Here is a 21,022-nt window from a genome sequence, read left to right as displayed (position 1 = left end):
TTCTTCTAGAACTATTCGCAGTCGCTCATCTCATCGCTCCCTCGCTCCAGACGTTTTCCGATCGCCACCCAATCGCTGAATCCGAACGAATCCTTGGTCGATCCCGACTCGCCGACACGCTGCCACGTCTGCTTCCGCCCCCGGTCGCTTTGTTTTTGCAAGCTGATTCCGAAGGTCGCCAACCAGACCGAGGTGTTGATCATGCAACACCGGCGCGAACGATCCCACCCCTTCAACACCGCCCGGATCGTCAGCCAATCGCTGCAAAGGTGCCAGGTCATGGTGGCTTACAACCATGAACTGGCGGAGCGGTTCGCCACCATGGCACTCAGTGATCGCGTCGGTTTGTTGTATCCCGGCGAGAACGCAAAGCTGCTCTCAGACCTGGAGCCTGAGGAACGGCCCCGGCAGTTGGTCGTGATCGACGGAACCTGGCATCATGCCAAGACACTCTTTCGCGACATTCCAAGGCTCCAAACGTTGCCCCGATATCGACTGGCTCCCTCGGAACCCGGGCGTTACCGAATTCGCCGAGAGCCGAACGAGCACGCCCTGTCGACGCTGGAAGCCACCGTCGCGGCCTTGTCCGCGATTGAGCCCAACACACTTGGGTTCGACCGCTTGTTGGATGTGTTCGACCACATGATCGTGGATCAGCTCAAGGTCTCAAAATCCAACTGGCGTCACAACGAAGCCCGCCGGCCTGGATCTCCCAACGTGCCGCGAGTGCTGACCAAAGACATCAGCAAAATTGTTGTCGCCTATGGCGAACAAGAACGTGGCAACACCGGCGACGAGTCGAGCACGCCCAACCAACCGCCCGCACCGCTGTATTGGAGCGCGGTCCGCATGGGCACGGGCGAATTCTTTCGATGTGCAATCCAGTCCGATTCATTGAAAGACGAAGCGTTCATGAATCGCTTGCGGCTGACTTCGGCTGATTTGCAACCGCTTGTCTCCGTGGACGAATTTCGTGAACGCTGGCGAGCCTTCCTTCGGCCCGATGATCGCGTCGCTACTTTCCATCGCAGCACGTCCAAGTTGCTGGAAGACGTCGGAGCGGACTTCACGCCGAGTATCGTGCTGAAATCGATCGCGTTGAAACCCAAAACCAAAGAATGCGATCCACGAACGCCAGAGATTTTGGCCAACCAAACCAGCAACTCCCGGCCGCTGAGACGTCTCGCCTGGGCAGTCCGCTTCGTCGAAGAATTGGTGGAACGTTCCAAGACCTAAGTCGACATGGCGGATTCAGGGAGTTTCTGTGTCGCCCCATTCGGGGCTGTGGTTTTCATCGAGCACAGTTCCGGGGCCTCACGGCCCCGGCAAGGGTTCTGTCGGCCCTATCGGGCCTGCAGTCCGACAAAAAACATCAGGCCTGGAAGGCCGACACAGCCATTGCCGGGGGCGTCAGTCCCCGGTTTGCCAAACACCCACAATCAAAAAAGCCCCAACGGGGCGACACAGGGGTTAGTCAAACACATACCGCTCATCAAACTCAACCTCGTGCTTCTTCAACAACTCCAAATACTCCTCTTCAAAGGTCCGCTTTCGATGATGTTCCATCTGACCGCGGATGTAACGACCAACCGCTTCCTTGTTCGAGCGACTGACTGAAAAGGCTCCGAATCCATCCTGCCACGCAAAAGGAACTCCAATGCGTTTGCCCTCATTCAGGTGCTTGCTCACGTTTGCTTTGACCTTCCCCACGAAGTCAGAAACAGCAACACGGGCCGGAATCCGTACGAGTAAATGAGCGTGGTCGTAGTAGCCACCCACCTCCAACGCAAAACCATCCAACCGTTTGCAAACTCCAGCGAGGTAGGCGAATGCATCATCGCGAATCGAATCATTCAAGAGGCGCTTGCGACGCTTCGTGCTGAAGACAATGTGGTAGAGAAGCTGCTGATGAGTCGACATGGCTGGCCCTTGGCGTATCTGTGTCGCCCCATTCGGGGCTACTGTTCTCAAAACGCATATCACCCGGGGCCTAACGGCCCCGGCAATGGTTCTGCCGGCCCTATCGGGCCTAGTCCGAATCAGGTGAACCATACCATGCCAGGGCCTCTGACTTGAAAAGTCGCCCCCGCTCCACCTTGGCCTGGAAGGCCCTTGCTCGCATCACGACCAGGCCCGGCGGGCCGAAACAGCCTTTGCCGGGGCCGTCAGGCCCCGGTCCGCCAAACACCCTCGTTCAAAAAAGCCCCAACGGGGCGACACAGCGAACGCCCTCGCTCACCAACCGAGCCCCACTCACGACTTCCAGATCAGTCGCCGAGCATCGATCACCAAGCTGAACAGCAACGGAATCACAAGCAAGGTGAACACGGTCGAGAACAACAGCCCGCCAACCACGATCGATCCCAACCCGCGATACAGTTCGCTGCCGGAACCCGGCGCGATGACCAGCGGCAACATTCCAAACACGCTGGTGCAGGTGGTCATGAAGATGGGCCGCATGCGAGTGCGGACGGATTCGCGAATCGCATCCCGTGGCGACATCGGCTCGGCATCGCCCTCGCCATCGTGATGCCGGCCATGCATGTTGTTGAGGGCTTGGTGCACAATCAAAATCGCATTGTTCACCACCACGCCCACCAAAATGACAAACCCCAGCATCGTCAACACATCCAGTTGTTGCGTCGGATCATTTTGACGGATGAACCACAAACCGATGAAGCCACCGACCGTCGCCAAGGGCACCGTGAACATGATGACCAGCGGGTAGAGAAAGTTTTCAAACAGAGCGGTCATCAACAGATAGGTGATCACCATCGCCAAGAAGAATCGACTCAGGGCGACACTTCCGATTGACTCCCAATTCCATCCTGTCCAGCGTCCCATCAACGACGCCCGGACTTCCGACAGGCGGTCCGCGTTGCCCGACAACGAGACAAAGATGTCGTTGCCAAGCCGTCCTTCGGCACGGGCGTCGGCAACAATCTCGAGGATCGTCGCTTGGGCTTCTTCCAACGCGATATTCTCCGGCGGTGTGACCGACAGTGCGATCGCTCGTTGCTGTTCGACTCGCCGGATCTCTTGGGACGCTTCGGTCGAAACGAATTCGGCGATTTGCCCCAATGGAACCATCGCGACTTCCCCATTGGCCTCGCGAACAGCGATGGGTAGATCGGGAACATCGTCAGGAGAAATCTCGATGGCAGGGTCGCGGATCAGCAAGAGATCGATGTTGTCGCCTTCAAAATCAAAATCGCCGACGAACGATCCATCGATCATTGCACGCGCCGACATGGCCAGCTCGCTGACGCTAATGTTCAAGCGTTTCGCGACCTCTTGTTTGATCTGCAACTGCCGTTCAGGTCCGGCCTCGTTGTAATTGCTGGGTGAGGCACGGACGGAAAACTTCGAGAATGCGAGCTTCAATTCCCGCTCCAGGTGAGAACAAGCCGCTTTCAGACGGACCAAGTCGTTCCCGCTGATTTCAATGTCGACGGCATTGGAACTGCCCGCCCCACGTCCAAAGATCGACTTCTGAGAAGTCACCCCTTTGCTGGCCGGGATCACCTCAAAGGCTTTGTTGAAAACCGCTGCAATGGGTTCGACGTTGTCAGGTTCATCACTGATCCCCACCATGAACACACTTCCGCGAGCCACGACAAAGAAGAACTCCTTCAAAGCGGGAATTGTCTCGAACACATTGCCTGACCGTTGGTCCGTGATCGGGCCATAAGCGGACGCTTCTTCGGAACTCTCTGCACTCCAGAACGGCTTCAAAGCTTCTTCGATCCGTTGCCCAACGTAAAAGTTCTCCATCACGGAATAGCCGGCCGGTGTCGACATCCGGCAGAACGTGAAGTTCTTGTTTCCGTTGGGAAGGTAACTCGCGGGCGGCATCAAGATCATGCTGATCACCACCGAAACCAAGATGGTGAGCGTGATCAAGACAACCCGCAGCCAAGCACTGGCGATGCTGCGATAGGTCAACAGGTGAATCAGCGATGCCCAACCGTTCCCGAGCCACTGAAACACAGGAGCAATGCCGAACAAATCAGAAGCAGAACGAGCGATCGGGCTGGTCACGGTCGACGAACGCAAAAACAACGATGCCGCGGCAGGGATGACGGTGATCGACACGACGAACGACAGTCCGACGGCGGCGCAGATCGCAAGAATCAAGTCGTAGAACAACTGGCCGGCTTCGTCTTGGATCGTCAACACCGGTGCGAACACGGCGAGCGTTGTCAGCGTCGATGCCAGAATGGCTCCCCAGACTTCCTTGGTGCCTTCGTACGCGGCTTGCCGCGGGCTGGATCCTCGCTTGAGATGTCGATCGATGTTCTCCAAAACCACAATCGCGTTGTCGACCACCATCCCGACGGCGAAACTGAGCCCGGCCAAGGAGATCACGTTCAGGTTTCGATCGGCGAACCACATGATCACAAAGGTGCCGATGACGGAAATTGGAATCGAGACCGCGACAATCAACGTCGACCGAATGCTGCGAAGGAACAGCAGCAACACCAGCACCGCCAGTCCACCACCGATCAACAAATTCTCTTTGACAAGATTGATGGCACTGTAGATGTAGTGCGAATCATCAAACGCCATCCGCAGCCTTAGCCCGTAACGGTCGTTTTTGAAACTCCGCAGAACACCGTCCGGGGCATTCATTTGATCGACCACGACTTTGACTTGCTCGATGATGTCGAGCACGTTGCTGCCAGTCTTTCGTTTGACAAAAATCGTCATCGATGTTTGACCTTTGCATTGGTCAAAGTGAGTCGTCTTTTCCAAGGCGAGTTCCACATCGGCGATGTCCGCGACGCGCACGGGACTGCCCATGTCGTCGTACTTGATGATCGTGTTGCGGAGCGGTTCCAGTGAGTCGTATTGGCCGAGGACTCGAAACCGGACGTCTTGCCGGTTGTTCGCCATATCGCCTGCGGAGGCGTTGACGTTGTCCAGACGCAGGGCCGCATTCAGCTCCGTAATTGTGATCCCTCGCCTCGCCAAGGTGGTTGGGTCAAAACGAATTTGGACTTGGTGTTGGCGGCCACCTTTCAGATCAATTTCGGCAACCCCTTCGATTCGTTCCAGACTGGGTTTGAGAAACCGATCGGCATAGTCGTAGAACGTCGCGACTTCAAATTCGGGATCCTCAGCTTGCAACAACAGGTACGCGATCGCGTCGTCACCGGCTGTATCGGCGACATCAATGATCGGTCGGTCCACGTCTTCGGGGTACTCGGGGACCTCATCGATCTTGTTGGATACCTCTTGCAGGATTCGCTCGGGCGACGATCCCACATTGAACTCAAGCGTCGTCATGGCGGAGCCAAGACTGGCCACCGAAGTCATCTTCCAAAGGCCTTGGACCGACTTCAACTTCTCCTCTTGTTCGATGATGATCGACTTCTCAATCTCCTCGGGGCTGCGTCCCGACCACTGCGTCCGAATCGTGATGACGGGCCGATCGACGTCCGGAGTCAACTGAACCGGAATCTGCGCAAAGGCAATGATGCCAAACAGCAGAACCAAGATCACGCCAACGGCGGCTTTGACAGGGTTCTCGATGGCGAATTTGATGGGATCCATGATGGCAGTGCGTCTTGATGTCGTTCAGAAATGGTTTTGTCCGCGGCGTGTGTCGGTCATCTTTCTGCTATCGATCACGGTCACTCAGTTGTTGGCCCGTGCGGTAGGTCCCAGGGACAGCGGCGAGTTCGGAGGTGTCTGGATCCACTTTGACGCGAGCACCTGGAACAAGTCGTTCCAATCCTTCCGTCACGACTTGCACCCCGGGCTCCAATCGCGGTCGATCGACTTTTCGGACCGGGGAGATGGCGTACGAATCTCGCGTATGCGAGAGCACACGAACTGGGACGGGATGAGCGGTCCAATTGGCTGGCCCGCTCGATTCCGGCGCATCTGGCTTCCCACTGGTTGCCGCAGTGGAATCGCCAGCGATCGAGTCGCCCCGCTCAAGAATCCAAATCGTCGATTCATCTGGCTTTCTAAGAACCGCGTCACGGGGAACCAGCAGTTCGGTTGACTCTCGTTTGATCGGGACAAAAGCACTGACTCCCATGCCAGGCAACAGGATGCCGTCCTGATCGTCCATCGCAATTCGAACGGGAAACGTTCGGCTGCCAACGGAACCTTGTGCATTGATCGATGCCACTTCGCCTTGCAGTTCGATGCCCAGGCTATCGATCAGCAGGTCGAGTGTGTCGCCCACGCGGATCAACGCCAGCGATTCCTCGGGAACCATGATACGAGCGTCGATCCGACCACTGGAGACGATTTCAACAATCGGGCTGCCGATGGGCAGGTACTCGCCGACCTCGGCCAGCTTTGCGACGACGCTTCCGTCAAAGGGAGCAAAGATCTCCAGACGCGAATCCCGCTCATTGGCTTCCCGAAGCATCACTTTGTGCTGGGCAAGCCCCGCTTCCAAACCTTCGATTAGCGATCGCTTTTGCTCGGTTTCGCTGAGAGAGACCGCGTTGTGTTTGAGCATGTCTTCGTAGCGACTCAAATCGGCAAGCTCGAATTCCAACGTCGCCTGTTGCTCGGCGATTTGCGTCGCAATCTTGTCCTCTTCCAATTTGGTCCAAGTGTCGTCGACACGCGCCAAGCGGGTTTTGCCAGCGATCACGGCACTGCCTTCATCCACCGGCAATTCGATGATCTTGCCCGCGACCTCGGTGGCGATGGTGGCGCGACGGACAGCGATCAAATCACCGACCAGCGTGCGGACAGGGGTGAACTCCTCCCGCTCGATCGAGTCGACGCGAACGAGTTGAGCCTGCGGGCCGCCCCGGTTTGCCGCCGGGTTCGCCGGCGCGGATTCGGGTGCGGAATCAACGGCAGGTGAGAGTTGCCCCCCAACCCAGTAGCTGGCCAGTCCACCAAGAAGAAAGGTTGTGGTGGAGACAGACAGGACTGTGATCAGAAACTTTTGCGACATCGATTCATTCGTCTTGGATTTTTGTAGCATGCGGTTCGTTCACCAACGCGGAGCGAAAACCAGTCGGTACGAGATCCCCATTGATTGCCGGTCAGCGGATCAACCGCGGTGGCAATCGGATTTCTCACGTCAATCGGGATGCCCAATCGTCTCAGCATGGCTGGACGTCTAAGCAGGTACGCAGGTGTCATCGGGTATGTGAGCCGTTTGGCGTTCGCCACGGTTCCCACGCAAAACCGGGGCTAACGCCCAAACGGCTCACAAGGTGATACCCAATCATTCTTGCTTACCAATGCTACGATCACGAAGCATTGAAATCAGGCAGGTGGCGGGGCCAAACGGGTTGGCGGAAAGGGGTGGGTTGGCAACAAGGCAATGCGAGAACGCACCAAGGCTCGGGCCAAAAATCTTTTCACTGTGTGAGGAAGGGCGGGCTGGTTCGTCAACTCAGCCCCTCAACGCACAGTCTACTCGATCTCGTCGACGATGAATTGAAATGGCTCTCTTCCAAAACAAGTCGCCTCGAATCTTCCATTTTGTTCCTCGACGGACTGAATGACAAGGCACAGCCGATCGTGCAACGGGGGCTATCGAATCGCATGCGTCCACTCTCGAGATTTAGTATTGGCGGCCTGTCATGCCGCAACGTCGCGGTCGTTTCACCCAACTCCGTTTCCCTCAACCCACTCTGGCGAATCTCTCTCCTTCCGCCACCCGGTGGCGGGTTCATTCACTCGACCGCTGAGTTCACTCTCCCCCCAGATATCCCGGGGGATTCTCCCTCCTCACTTCCAAATGCCTATACTGTTGACCATTGCTGCAAATTGCCTTGTCTCCATGATCCACCAATCTCATGAATCTTCGCACTTGGGTGAACCGTCTCTCGCACCGCCGCTCCTCTGGATTCACGTCGAAACGTTCGCGAAGATCGCTCCCGAATTGGTCGGTTGATGAGTTGGAGCCGCGGTTGCTGTTGGCCGGTGACACGGGACAGGAAGTCAGTTTTGCTTTGGACGCACCGGGAATCCAGGTGCAGGCGATTGGAGACACAGGACAAGAGATCCTGGAAGTGCTCTACAACGACGAAACGATCTCGAGCTTCCGCGTCAGCGACCAATGGGAGACCTATCAGATCAATGCGGACTACACCTCGATTGATCCGAGCCTGTTGCGAATTCATTTTGTGAACGACTTGTATGCCCCAGACCAGGGAATCGATCGAAATGTCCAACTTGGATCGGTGACGGTTGGCGATCAAGTTCTCGACAGCAACGCGGCGGACGTTTTCTCAACGGGAACTTGGCTTCCCGAAGACGGCGTTGCCTCCGGCCTAGGACGCGGCAGCGTCTTGAACGCAAACGGCTACCTCCAGTACGGCACGCCCACCGGATCCGAACTCATCGTCTACGCTCGGGGTGATCAAGGCGGCGAAAAGATGAACGTTTTGGCGGGTTCGTTCCGTGCTGACCAAATCAGTCTGACCACCGAAATGACGGCCTACACGTTCTATCTCGACACCGATTTGCAACCGAGTTCGGTACGGGTGGAATTCATCAACGACTTGTACCGCCCCGATCAAGGCATCGATTACAACCTGGTCGTCGATCGGATCGAGATCGATGGGGTGGTTCATCAAACCGAAGCCCCAACGACCTTCGCCCAAGGCGTTTATCGAGACGGTGCACTCACCTCGGGCAATTGGCAAACCGAGCGTCTCGAAGGACGTGGGCATTTTCAGTTCGATGCAAGCGTTTTTGCGAGCGAACGATACACGTTGGACGACTCGATCGCCGAGGCAGGCGTTTCCATCGTTACCCCCAATCTTCCTTTTGATGTTGAACACGAGATCACCTCTTCGGATCTATCCGCGGTTGGATGGAGCGAATCGTTTTGGACAGAATCAGGCGAGTATCAAAAGATCATCCAAGTTCAACTGTTCGACGAAAACGGATCGGTGCTGACTTCGTTCCATCGCGGCGAACCTGTCGAACTGACTCAAGCCACAATCGAATTCCTCGATGATGACTCGCTGGAATCTTCACAATTGTCTTTGATGGACCTCGAGGTCGACTCACAGGATCGGCTGCTCGTCCGTCTTCAGGCATTCCACTACAACGGATACTTCCGCAGCTATTCCAATGTATTGGTTCGGTTGACATCGGATGGACAGTTGGATTCCTCGTTCGGCGACGGTGGATTCGTGCCAGTGTCATTGGGAGGCATCACGACCGCTTCCTCAATGACAATCGACTCCCAAGACCGCATCCTGGTTAGCAATGCCGTGACGATCTCACGCTACAACGCGGACGGGACAGCCGACAACAGTTTCGGAACCAACGGTGCATCCGACATCCCGTTGCCGCAGGAACCTGACTTTTACGCGGGGCAATCGCAGATCCTAACGCGTCCTGACGATTCGATGCTGGTCTTGTGGGGAATCCCATCCAGTGCGAACGCGAGTGCCGGGTGGCTGATTCAATTGAACGAAGACGGCAGCACGGGAACCTGGTTTGGCGACGAAGGCTTCGCAAGCATTCCCTACCAACAGTTTTCTGAATTTTCGTCCTACAGCGAGCGGTTTGAACGCTTGGTGCTGGACGATGAAGGAAGGCTCACCGTCCTGGGGACTCAGGCACTGCTTCGGTTCACGATCGATGGTCAAATCGACCCCAGTTTTGGTGACGGCGGTCGGATCATTCTGCCAAGTTCCATCGTGACCGATGGATCGCTGTTGTTCGATAACACTGGCGGGACCTTCAGCGTCGATGGCTTGGGCCGTTATCTGGTTCATTACTTCAACGGAGTTGCTCGGCTGACGCCGGACGGTCAACTGGACTCGTCATTCAGTGCCGATGGGATCTCGGCCTACAACCCGGATGAAATCGGAAGCCTGCAGCCCTATTCACTGAAAGAGGGAATATTCGATTCCGACGGCGAACTCCGAACCTTGGCACAGAACGACAATGGTTTCGGCATCGCCTACTGGCAACTCGTTTGAGTCCACCCCCTCATTCCTGCGGGATGTTGTTCAGCGTGTAGAACGCTTTGCGATGCAGCAGTGGTTGGCCGTTTACATCCAGCACTCCGCCCGCGTCCAACTCGTGTACAAACAGTTCCCGCAAGCCGTCCACCTTCAGACGAACTCGCAGACGGTCTTCTGAAACAATCGCTTCTCGAATTTTCAGATCTTGCTTCAAGACTTCGTCGCTGCCGTAGCTGGACTGATACAGGTACGTGTGACTGGCCAGTTGGTATGAACCGACGTCCGATGCGGACTCGACATCCACCTGGCGTGTGAAGACCAACTCGAATCCATCCGGCTTGGCTCGCATCTCTTGGATTTCAAAGGGAGTCTTGCCGGTCCACTCCAAACGCTGCAATCCATAGGACGACGTCCCCAGGCTGCTCCATCCGCGATTGGTCAGTCCCACGTAGACGCTTCCATCTTCCGCCTGTGCCATCCGCAACACCGCGGAAGCAAACCCGCGACGAAAGGGAAAACACGCGCCTTGATATTCGCCGTTGACCTTTTCCAAGAACACGCGATGCATCGACGCTTGCGTGAATTCACCGACGAAGAACTGGTTCTCAAATGGGCCAAACTTGCCTCCGCTTTGATCCAACAGAATGTCTGTCGCAGACTGCCCGGCCTTCTTGTACGGGAACCAAACCGCTGGCGGTTGCATCTGCGGGAATCGTTTCAACGCTTCGGGGTACGCCAATCCATTGGGCACTTCCTCAACGTCGTGAATGGTTGATCCCCTCAATTCCATGGACGCCAGTGACTCAGGGTGATGCGAGAACGCGCCCGGACGCATGTGATGCAGCGAGTTCGTGGCAACCCAATTGCCTTGTTGATCGGTGTAGAACATGTCCCCGTCGGCGTTGGCTCCCAAACCAGACGGCGAACGCATTCCAGCACAAACCGGGTTCAACTTTCCGCTGGAATCCAACTTCATTCCCCAGCCACGCCAGGCAGCCTGCCGGTACCCCAACGGCGCATCCGGAACGATCTTCTGAAGCTGTTCGCCCTTCAACCCCATGCCGATGTTCAAGGTCATCCAGAGGTTGCCGTCGCCATCCAACTTGGGCCCGTAAGCGTACTCGTGGTAGTGGCCCGAAACGCCCCATCCCGACGCGAGTGTGTCGTATTCGTCGGCGACATCGTCTCCGTCAGTGTCACGCAGTCGAGTCATCTCCGTCCGCTGAACGGTGATCAATGAGTCATCCTGTTGCAGCAACCCCAGCGGTTCATGCAACGCGCTGGCGAAACGCTGATAGGTAACCACGCCGGACTCCTTCCCCTCGCCGGTGACCTGATCGACTCCATCGAGCAACCAAACCTCGCCCTTCCGAATCGCAACGGCCACGCGTGAGGGACTGAGAACCGCAATTCCGCTGACCTCCAAAGCGATCCCCTCGTCAGATGGCTTCCAGTTCGGGTCGCGAGAATCGGTTTGCGAGTCAGGCGTTGCAATCGAAATGATGCGGTAATAATCCTGCTCTTCATCCGCCCACGCCGAGCCGACTGCCAAAGCCAACGCCACCATTCCAATTAGACAGCGGACGAATGGCATCCGAAGTGTTCGCCACATGCTTTGATTCACCATTGGTAGACAACCTCCAACGTCTGATTCGGATTCAAATCAAGCCAAACCTCATCGTTTGACTCGACACGTGTCACACGCTGCGACTCAGACCGGTACATCGACCAACTCACTTTCAGTCCGGAAGAGCTTTGGATGGTTTGCGAATCAACGGCTTGAATCGACGTGTCTTTCAAAGCACGGAACTGCAGTCGCCCCATGTTCTCTGATCCGTTCTCTTCCAATTCAATTGTTCGCCGCAACGCTCCTTCCCTGGTCGCTTCGCAACGATCCAGAATGACAGCATCGCCCAAGCGGTATCGAAACGTTGGAACGCGTTTCGCATCAAATCGAAAACCAAGGAACTGCAGGGGCGGCGTTTCGGAATCCATTGGTTCGCCTTCATGTGACAATCGAAACTCGATTTCGGAAGCGATGGCGATCGAATCCTTGCCGAGCGGATCGATGGGGGGCGAGAAGCGTTCGAACCAGGTGCTTCGAGCATCCACAAAGTCCTCCTTCCACGCCAGCGCCAGCCGCGGTGTTTCTGCGTCGAAAGCGAAGTGGACGCCCTCCGGGAAACCAACGGCGATCGCGTGAGTTCCCACACCCTGCATGAAGGTCCTCAACAGCAACGGCTTTTCGTTTGGTTTCAACTCGTAGTTCGCCGCCAACGCTTCTGCAATTTTGGGTGGAACGCCAACTCGATCCGAATGCTTGAGGTAAGACCACAACGCAGCAATCTGCTTTTCAGCGTCTCCATCCAGAACATCCGGTGACTGGCTCTTTCCATCCGGAAAAAACGATGGCATGCGAGTCCCCCGTTTCCGCCCACCAGGATCCAACAAAAACTCTCGAAACCAACTCGGGCGGATTCGATTTGTCACGCTACCCAAATCGATGCCAACCACCCCCGCAAGGGCTTGACCATCAAACACATGGCACTGGATGCAGCCGACTTGTGTCAGACGCATTCCCGTCTCTGCCAATGGCAGATGATCGGGGAACACGTCGGCATCTGACAGCGGTGATCCCTGGTCGGCGGTTTCCAACGCCTTGACCAGCGGATCCACCCTTGATTTGGGGAACCTCGGCATGCGAATGGTCATGTGCGGACGCAGGCGAGTTGATGGATGCCCCTCCAAGACCTTCCGCATCCACGCGGAGTGGAGCTTGGCTCCCACCCCCGTCAATGCCGGCGGCAGGCGACCTTCATCGCCCAGGTCCGCCAGTCCAGTCGATTCAAAGTGGGCCTTTCGATAGCGGCCCACACCACCGAGTTCGTCCCGCTCATGGCAAGCGTAACAGTTCAGTTCCAGGAAACTCTGCTGAATCAATTGCTGCGGGTCACTCGCTGTTTCATCATTCGCGAACGAGGCGTTCAGGATTCCCTTGGCAAGCGTTGCCTTCTGAAAATCATCCAAATGGAAGCGGACAGATGACTGACGTTCGGACTTCCAACAGGCCTCGGCCGAATCAAAAGAAAGCTGATCCCAGTCGGTCGCAAATTTGGATTCCTCGGCCGATCCCGTGTCATGGCAATTCGCACATTCGAGCTGCACGAACCACTGTTTCCCACGAGCCACCAATGGTTCGTGGGACGGCCCCGGGGAAACGATCTCTGGCTGCGCTGAGTCCCCATCGGCACCTTCCTTCTCAAACAAATATTCCGCGATGTCGGCGGCTTCATTCGGCGTCAACTTCAAACTTGGCATTCGACCCGAAGGACGAACGTGTTCGGGATCGTGCAAAAAGTGGGTCAGTGATTGACGGCTGTACTTCTTCGCCAGTTCCGCGTGCGGGACCGAAGGCACCTTCCGTGCAGCCGCTGCCAATCCCATGTCCTCCAGTTCTTCCGGATCCAGTTCGTCCAACAAACGGTCGACTGCGGACATCGGTGCGGAGTTCACCTGATGCACAGGATCCGTCTCGTGGCATGCGACGCACCCCACTTCGTGATACAGCTTCCCGCCTCGAACAGCATCGCCTTTGTTCCAAAACTCATCCTCCAACGGATTGGCGCCACCCGCTTTCAACAGAGGAAATGGTTCTTGCAGCGATCCGATGAACGCAACCAGAGCCTTGATCGCCTCTTCTCGTTCAGGTTCATTCAAAGCCGCCAACACATCAGGCATCGTGGTGCCGGGTTTGGTTTGATGAGGCGACTGCAAAAACTCTTTGACCCAAGACATGCTCAACCGGGAACCCGCGGCACTCAATTTCGGACCCCCTTTCGGCGACAAATCAGTGCGATCCGAGCGGTGACAGGCAGTGCAGCTCAACTCCGTGACAAGCAACCGTGAATTTGAAACTGGATCGATCTCACCAAACCGACCAAGACGCTCCACACCGATCACAAACGGATGCATGTCGGCTGGAACGATCTCCTCGGCGTTGGAAATCGAGGCGCAGCACAACGCCAACACCATGAAGACGCAACGCCATCTTCGTCCAGCCAAATGGTTCATTCGTCTCATGCTGCAAAACTCGTCTCGTACTTTCAAAACCGATAACAACTCATTCAACTCCCAATTCAGTCGCCCACCAAATCAGATACTCCTGATCAGAAATGGCGGGGTCGAGGCCTCGTCGTTTCATGGTGCGTTCGTACCACTCCCGCTTTTCAGCCATCAGCGCATCCATGTCGACGCGCAAGCTCTCGTCGACGCCGCCCTGGTCGCCAGTCCGCTCGATCCAAGAATCCAATTCGCCACGTAGTTGCATCAACGTTTCGCTATGGTCTTGTGAAACGGCCAAATTGTTCATTTCAAATGGATCGGCCTTCAGGTCGTAAAGTTCTTCCTCCGGTCGAGTCTCCGCCATCATCAGCGAATCCCAACGTCCCTCGGCGTGCAGAACCTTCATCAACGTCTCAACCGGATAGGACAGCTTCTTGTAGCTGCTCAGTTGCAGGTATGGTTTGTCAGGATGGAAGTTGCGAATGTATTTGTATCGTTCCGTCCGAACGCTGCGGATTCGATCGGGAGCGTCCCCGCAACGATCGCGAGCGGCAAAGAGTTGTTCATGCCCCTTCCAGTCCTCTTGCAGCAAACTCTTCCCGGGCAACTCAGGCACGCTGATTCCCGCGGCCTGCAACGTCGTTGGTGCGAGATCCAACAAACTCGCCATGCCGGTTTCAACGGAAGCCCCCGCAAGTTTGGCGGGCCAACGAACGATCAAGGGCGTGTGCAGCCCGCCGTCGTACAACCACTGTTTGCCACGAACATGCGGCCGACCATGATCGCCAAAGAAGATCACCAGTGTGTTCTCGCTCAAACCTTCGGCGTCCAATCGATCGAGCACCTGCCCCACCTTTTGGTCCATCACCTCGATCGTGGCCAAGTAGTTGGACCAATCGGCTCGCGTGATCGGATGATCGGGGTAGTACGGCGGAATCGGAGCGATTGGCCGCTTGCGGTCACTCTCCACAAACGGGCGGTGTGGTTCATGAAGATGAACCTGGGCAAAGAATGGCTGCCCCGGGCTTCGCTCTGACCAATCGTAAGCGTCGAAGTGGGTCTTCTTGTCGTACAAATAGTTGACGCCGTACTTGTTGGCTTTGCGATTCCCGACTTCCCCATTGCCATGCGAAATGAAGTACCCCGCGTCTCTCATCCAATCGATTACCGTTGGAACTTGCAGTTCCTTCTTGTCCCGCGTCAGATGGTGATAGCACCCGATTGATGTCTGGTACCGGCCCGTTTGAAACGCTGATCGCGACGAAGAACACACCGGGGCGGTGCTGAATGCGTTGGCAAACCGTCGACCTTGCCCTGCCAAACGGTCCAGATGGGGCGTCGCCACATCGGGATAGCCGTAACAGGCCAGTTCAGGCCCCAAATCATCGGCAATGATCCACACAACGTTGGGATGGTCATCGTTGGACTGATCGGCCCCGAAGCCGTGCGAGTTGGCTTGAAAAACAGCGCACAAGAGGGCCGCGATCAAAATCGAATGCGTTCGCATAGAGGTTTGCGAGGTGGGATGGAGAGGCAGGCACGACCACGAACAAAACATCGCTTGTTCAGCTGGACACAAGAATCAGGCTAGTGGTCTGTCAGGACTTGCTTTTAGGGTAGTGGACGAGGCCACGAGTCCTGAACTGGCGTCAAATCCAAGGACTCGTGGCCTCGTCCACTACGATCAACCCTCACTTTTAACTTTGACGGACCACTAGGAGCGACAGTCTAACACAGGTCGACGAAGACGGTGCCCCTGGCTCCCTTCTTGCTCGGTTTTAAGCAGGTACGCCGGAATGATTGGATCAAAATGAGTGAGCCGTTTGGGCGTTGACCCCGGTTGTGCGTAGGAACCGTGGCTAACGCCAAGCGGCTCACATACCCGATGACACCTGCCTACCTGCTTATCCTCCCGCCAGCACCGTGCAGGTCGAGGACGCGGTCGCGACCAACTTTCCCTTTTCGTTGGTGATCTGACATTCCACGAACCCGATTCGCAGGCCTCGCTGGATCACCGTCGCCTTGGCCGATAGAAGACCTTCACGAACCGGACGAATGAAGCTGACTTTCATCTCAATCGTCGAAAAGTCCTCGCTGGATAGCAGTGTCCGACCGAACGCGATCCCCATCGCGGCGTCTGCGAGAGCAGACACCAAACCGCCGTGCACTCGTCCCATTGGATTGTGATGCTGGGGACCACACTGAATGTCCACGGTCGCTGTGCCCGCGTCCGGATCTCCGTCCACGCACTCACTGGGATGAACTTGAAATCCAACCAATCGTGAAATGGGAGCATCTGAAAAACGTTCGCTCATCAACCCAAGCCCCCGAAAACAGAATCAGCCCAAAAATGGTAACGTGGAAACAAAACGCGGTCCCAATGGTGGAATGTCATGATCACTGATACCACCACGTCAACATTCCAATCGACACCACACCAACGAGCAGACTCAGCGGCAACCCAAATTGAATGTAGTCACGCAGTCGGTAACCACCGACACCGTACACCATTGTGTTTGTCTGATAACCAAACGGAGTCAGGAAGCTCGCCGAAGCCGCGATCATCACCGCCACCACCAACGGCATTGGATCCGTTCCAAGTTGAGCACCGGCCGTCCAGGCAATCGGGAACATCAACATGGCCGCCGCGTTGTTTGTGATCAATTCGGTGCAGATCACGGTGGCAACATAAATCGCGATCAAGGTGCCCAACGGATTTCCCTGGGCAATGCTCAACAGCCCACCAGCGATTTGCCCTGCCGCTCCGCTCTGTTCCATCGCTCGGCCAATTCCGATCGCCGAACCGATCACAATCAACACTGACCAATCGATACTGCGTCGCGCTTCCGAGGTCGTGCAACAGCGTGTCAGCACCATTGCACAGGCCGCCATCATAGCGGCACTCAAAATTGACAACCAATTCAATGCCGCCACGATCACCATCACCAACATGATCCCAAGCGCCAACGGTGCCCGTTCGTGCCGGCGAATCTCACCTCGATCGACGCTGCTCACAAGATAGAAGTCACTGCCGCCACGTTGACGATGCATGAAAGACTTCGATGCTTCCAACAACAACACATCGCCGGGCTCAATCCTGACGTCGCCCAGTTTGCCTTCCAAACGCCGGCCACCGCGAGCAACCGCGACCACGGCCGCGTTGAAATTGGAACGAAACCGTCCCTCGCGAATCGTCTTGCCAATCAAGCTGCAACGTGGACTGACGACGGCTTCCACCAACGTTCGTCGCCAAGCGGGAATCTCTAACTTGCGAGCCTGGTCACCGGGAGTGATCAAACCACGGATCTTCCGCAGGTCGACCACACTGTCCACGTCGCCGACCAAAATCAAAATGTCTTCGCCATACAGACGTTGCTCCGGTTTGGCAGGCTCGATGCGACCGTCGGCGCGCTGGACTTCGGCAACATACAAACCTGGCAGAGCACGCAACCCGGCTTCTTGCAGCGTTTTGCCCACCAACGGCCCCATCAACTCCACCTGCATCTCAACGGTGTACTTCTGGGGATCGTCACCGACACTCACCGCTGGCTTGCGTTCGGGCAACAACCACTTGGACGCCCCGATGATGTAGATCAATCCCAGGATGGTGGCCGGAATCCCAGCGATCGCCGGCGTGAAGAAACTGAGTTCCGACAGTTTCATCTCCTCGCCGGCTGCATGCGCATCGGCGACGTATTGGTTGTACTCATCACGAACCAACAGGTTCGTGCTGGTTCCCATCAACGTGCACATCCCGCCCAAAATCGCGGCGTAGGAAAGCGGCAACAGCAATCGACTGGGACTGATCGACAATCGTTTTCCCAGATCACCCACGACAGGCAACATCGCCGCGACGACAGGGGTGTTGTTCAAAAAACCGCTCAAGAGCGCGACCGGCAGTAACATCCGAATCTGTGTGTCGCGAAGATTCTGGGCCTTCGAAAGCAGCCAACCCGTGGCCAGCTCGGTTCCACCAGTGAGTTCCAGACCAGCGACCACTGCAAACAACAACGCGATCGTGATCAAGCCTTTGTTGCCGAATCCTGCGACCGCCTGCGTCGGATCAGGCAGCAGCGTCGTTCCAGTCAGATCCTGAACGACAACCAACACCGACAAGGCCGTCAGCGCCAAAAGATCCGTCGCCGCGGCTCGTGTCGCCAAACCAAGCAACAGCGCAATCGCGACTCCAATGGTCAGCCACATGGGCCAAACCGTCGGCCAAACCAAGGGGTCAAACAAAGATTCCATGCGGCAGAAAACGTGTTGAATGTGCCGGCGAGTTCCGCGGCAGCAGGGAGGAGGCCCGTTTCGGTCCGGACAACGCGAAACAACTGGCTCCTACAGTAATTCAAACCATGGATATCGTCGCCCCCGTGATCCCATTAGACTACTTCCCTGACAGTGGTTTGCATGCCCAGAATGACGGCATTTCTATGCCGAACGCCATTCCGCTTCAGATTCTGCCGGTCCCACCTTCCTCCCCCGTCTCGCCTGAAACTCTCCATCATGCCCAACTCGACTGATTCGTCCGCTCCGCCTGACCGAAAAGGTCTGACAGGTGGCGCCCTCCTCATCGCCGGTTTGGTCATCGTGCTCTTGATTCTTCACCAAGACAATTGGTTGTGGACCAACGACACGTTGCTGTTCGGATTCATGCCCATCGGACTGGCATGGCACGCCGGGATCTCGATTGCCGCCTCCTTCACGTGGTTCTTGGCGACACGAATCGCTTGGCCTCTCGATGAAGAGGAGCCACAACGATGATGCTCTTCGCAATGCACAATGGTGTCCCTCAGTTCATCATCATTCTGGTGTACTTGAGTTTGTTACTCGCGCTGGGCCTCTTCAGCAGCCGCCTGTTTCGCGGAACGAAGGAAGATTACCAAGTCGCCAGCCATTCGATCGGTCCATTCCTGCTGTTGATGAGCATGTTTGGAACGACCATGACCGCCTTCGCCCTGGTCGGCAGCAGCGGCGAAGCCTTCCGCGAAGGCATCGGCGTCTACGGCATGCTGGCCAGCAGCAGTGGGATCATCCACTCGCTGTGCTTCTTTTTGATCGGTGTCAAAGTCTGGCGGTTCGCCCGCGCCCACAACTACACCACCCAAATCGAATTCTTTCGCGACCGTTTGAACAACAACTTGGTCGGATGGCTGCTGTTCCCAATCCTGGTCGGCATGATCATCCCGTACCTGTTGGTCGGTGTGATCAGCGCCGGTGGCGTTGTCCAAGCTCTCACCGCTGGACTGGCCCCCGACATGTTCCCCGTCCCACTGGAAGGTGGCCCCGGCGGAATCGACCCGGCCGTTCACGGTGGCATTCCCGCTTGGCTCGGTTCGCTGACCATCTGCACCGTCGTTTTGGTCTACGTTTTCTTTGGCGGGATGCGAGGCACGACCTGGGCCAACACCTTCCAGACTTTGGTCTTCATGGTCTTAGGTGTCGTGACGTTCTTCGTCATTGCGAACAAACTGGGCAAACAAGACAGCTTCTTCGAGAACCTTCGCGTGCTCGGTGATTCGATTCCCGAAGAAGGCAAAACACGGGTGGCGATGAGCAAGACAAAGTTCTTCACCTACCTGATGATTCCGTTGTCGGTCGGCATGTTCCCGCACCTGTTCCAACACTGGATGACAGCCAAGAAGGCCAGCACGTTCAAGCTGTCGGTCGTCTGTCACCCACTGTTCATCATGATCGTTTGGGTGCCGTGTGTTCTGGTGGGCGTTTGGGCGACCGGTGAATTGATGCCGACCAAGCCACCACTGCCACGATTGCCCGGTGGCGACATTGTGGATGCGAACAAAGTGTTGCCATTCTTGGTCAAGACTCAGACCGCACCTATCCTGGGTGGCTTTTTGGCCGCGGGAATCTTGGCCGCGATCATGTCCAGCCTGGACAGTCAATTCCTGTGCATCGGAACAATGTTCAACAACGACGTGGTCAACCACACCTTCGGTGAAGACCGTTTCTCGGACAAACAACAAGTCCTCTTCACACGATTGTTCATCGTCGGAATCGTGGCCATCACGTACCTTCTCAGCCTCGGCAACGTTCGCAGTGTGTTTGCCCTGGGAGTCTGGTGTTTCAGCGGATTCAGTGCGTTGTTCCCGTTGGTTGTCGCGGCGCTCTACTGGCGAGGCCTCACCGCATCGGGTGCAATCGCCGGTATTTTAGCGGCCATCACCAGTTGGTCGTATCTCTTCTACCAAGGCACCTTGGACCCAGAGGGTTTGAGCAAGTACGTCTTGCGTCTGCCGTTTGGTGGCGAGACTTACGAAGTGATGCCCGTTGTCGCGATGGTGCTCAGCACCCTGATTGCGATGGTCGTGGTTTCCATGGTGACGCCCAAGCCACCGAAAGAAACCCTGGCAAAGTTCTTCCCAGACCAGGCTTGATTCCAGGCCTGACAGTCAATTTGCAAAAAGGTCGTGCGGTTTTAAAGTGCTGCATTGCCGTGCGATTCTCATCACCCTCCCTCTGGGAGGGCCGAGCGAAGCGAGGGGAGGGTCGAGTATCGGATCCAGCGCGCAACCCTCCCCAGCCCGAAGCGGGCCGCCCCTACCAAAGGGCGAGTGAATGAAAACCGCACGACCTTCAAGTTGTTTTTGTTCTGGCCTACGAGTGCAATCCAGGAACAAAATTGGCATCCGCAATCAAAACGCCAATGGTGACGGCTTTTCGACTCAATCGTCAACGACGTTTCAACACAGGGAGGATGTGCACTCTTGCACGCCAGAGTCTGCCAAGCCCCCATCACAACCCGACGCGTGAGCGAGGGACTCCCCCAACTCCCACAACGGACCCATCCGGGACGAAACCCAGACGCCAGCCACCCTTTGTTTTTGAATCCAAAGCGGCGTCACCCCCAAACATTGCACAACCGAGCGTTCACCTGGGCTGATGAAAATGTTGGCAGGGCGGTAAGTGTGCGAACTGAATGCAACTCATTGAAAAGGTTAAGTTGACAATTGAAAAATGCAAAATGATGCGACTTCATCCGCGCATTCCGGCATTTTACAACTGTCAATTTACACTTTCGCTTTTTC

General features: G+C 56.2%; 12 protein-coding genes. 4 read left to right on the top strand and 8 right to left on the bottom strand.

Features of this window, described 5'->3' with window-relative positions; genetic code table 11:
• Nucleotides 1-27 precede the first annotated feature (27 nt).
• Nucleotides 28-1,236, top strand: a complete 1,209-nt coding sequence (locus tag UH5x_RS03310) for a tRNA-uridine aminocarboxypropyltransferase (protein ID WP_482636116.1) — start codon at nucleotides 28-30, stop codon at nucleotides 1,234-1,236.
• 234 nt (nucleotides 1,237-1,470) lie between these two features.
• On the opposite strand, the gene tnpA is transcribed toward UH5x_RS03310, so the two are convergent.
• The 3 genes from tnpA to UH5x_RS03295 all read right to left on the bottom strand — a co-directional run bounded on the left by tnpA (nucleotide 1,471) and on the right by UH5x_RS03295 (nucleotide 6,961).
• Entirely contained in the window at nucleotides 1,471-1,920 is a 450-nt protein-coding gene (gene tnpA, locus UH5x_RS03305) for an IS200/IS605 family transposase (protein ID WP_482634699.1), read from the bottom strand.
• A gap of 333 nt (nucleotides 1,921-2,253) precedes the next feature.
• Nucleotides 2,254-5,556: an efflux RND transporter permease subunit gene (locus UH5x_RS03300; protein ID WP_482634698.1), complete on the bottom strand. Its 3,303-nt coding sequence runs from the start codon at nucleotides 5,554-5,556 to the stop codon at nucleotides 2,254-2,256.
• A gap of 67 nt (nucleotides 5,557-5,623) precedes the next feature.
• On the bottom strand, nucleotides 5,624-6,961 hold the full coding sequence (locus tag UH5x_RS03295; protein WP_482634697.1) for an efflux RND transporter periplasmic adaptor subunit: 1,338 nt from the start codon (nucleotides 6,959-6,961) through the stop codon (nucleotides 5,624-5,626).
• Between the two features lie 823 nt (nucleotides 6,962-7,784).
• Here UH5x_RS03295 and UH5x_RS03290 point away from each other — a divergent pair.
• Nucleotides 7,785-9,929 carry a carbohydrate-binding domain-containing protein gene (locus tag UH5x_RS03290; RefSeq protein WP_482634696.1) on the top strand — a complete coding sequence of 715 codons (2,145 nt, stop codon included), beginning with the start codon at nucleotides 7,785-7,787 and terminating at the stop codon, nucleotides 9,927-9,929.
• A 10-nt stretch (nucleotides 9,930-9,939) separates the two neighbouring features.
• Here the strand turns inward: UH5x_RS03290 and UH5x_RS03285 are convergent, their stop codons facing one another.
• The 5 genes from UH5x_RS03285 to UH5x_RS03265 all read right to left on the bottom strand — a co-directional run bounded on the left by UH5x_RS03285 (nucleotide 9,940) and on the right by UH5x_RS03265 (nucleotide 18,224).
• Nucleotides 9,940-11,481, bottom strand: a complete 1,542-nt coding sequence (locus UH5x_RS03285) for a DUF7133 domain-containing protein (protein ID WP_482636115.1) — start codon at nucleotides 11,479-11,481, stop codon at nucleotides 9,940-9,942.
• A gap of 53 nt (nucleotides 11,482-11,534) precedes the next feature.
• On the bottom strand, nucleotides 11,535-13,985 hold the full coding sequence (locus UH5x_RS03280; protein WP_482634695.1) for a cytochrome oxidase: 2,451 nt from the start codon (nucleotides 13,983-13,985) through the stop codon (nucleotides 11,535-11,537).
• Between the two features lie 49 nt (nucleotides 13,986-14,034).
• Nucleotides 14,035-15,483, bottom strand: a complete 1,449-nt coding sequence (locus UH5x_RS03275; RefSeq protein ID WP_482634694.1) for a sulfatase family protein — start codon at nucleotides 15,481-15,483, stop codon at nucleotides 14,035-14,037.
• A gap of 397 nt (nucleotides 15,484-15,880) precedes the next feature.
• Nucleotides 15,881-16,291 (bottom strand): PaaI family thioesterase, encoded by a 411-nt coding sequence (locus tag UH5x_RS03270; RefSeq protein WP_047815392.1) that lies wholly within the window; start codon nucleotides 16,289-16,291, stop codon nucleotides 15,881-15,883.
• A gap of 82 nt (nucleotides 16,292-16,373) precedes the next feature.
• Nucleotides 16,374-18,224, bottom strand: a complete 1,851-nt coding sequence (locus tag UH5x_RS03265; RefSeq protein WP_482634693.1) for an SLC13 family permease — start codon at nucleotides 18,222-18,224, stop codon at nucleotides 16,374-16,376.
• A 258-nt stretch (nucleotides 18,225-18,482) separates the two neighbouring features.
• Between UH5x_RS03265 and UH5x_RS03260 the strand changes: the two genes are divergently transcribed.
• Nucleotides 18,483-18,740 (top strand): DUF3311 domain-containing protein, encoded by a 258-nt coding sequence (locus tag UH5x_RS03260; RefSeq protein WP_047815390.1) that lies wholly within the window; start codon nucleotides 18,483-18,485, stop codon nucleotides 18,738-18,740.
• Nucleotides 18,737-20,371: a sodium:solute symporter family protein gene (locus UH5x_RS03255; protein ID WP_482634692.1), complete on the top strand. Its 1,635-nt coding sequence runs from the start codon at nucleotides 18,737-18,739 to the stop codon at nucleotides 20,369-20,371. The genes UH5x_RS03260 and UH5x_RS03255 overlap by 4 nt, the downstream gene beginning before the upstream one ends.
• The last annotated feature ends 651 nt before the right edge of the window (nucleotides 20,372-21,022 follow it).

It is taken from the genome of Rhodopirellula sp. UH5 (assembly GCF_056839225.1).
This window is presented reverse-complemented; position numbering and strand designations above follow the sequence as displayed.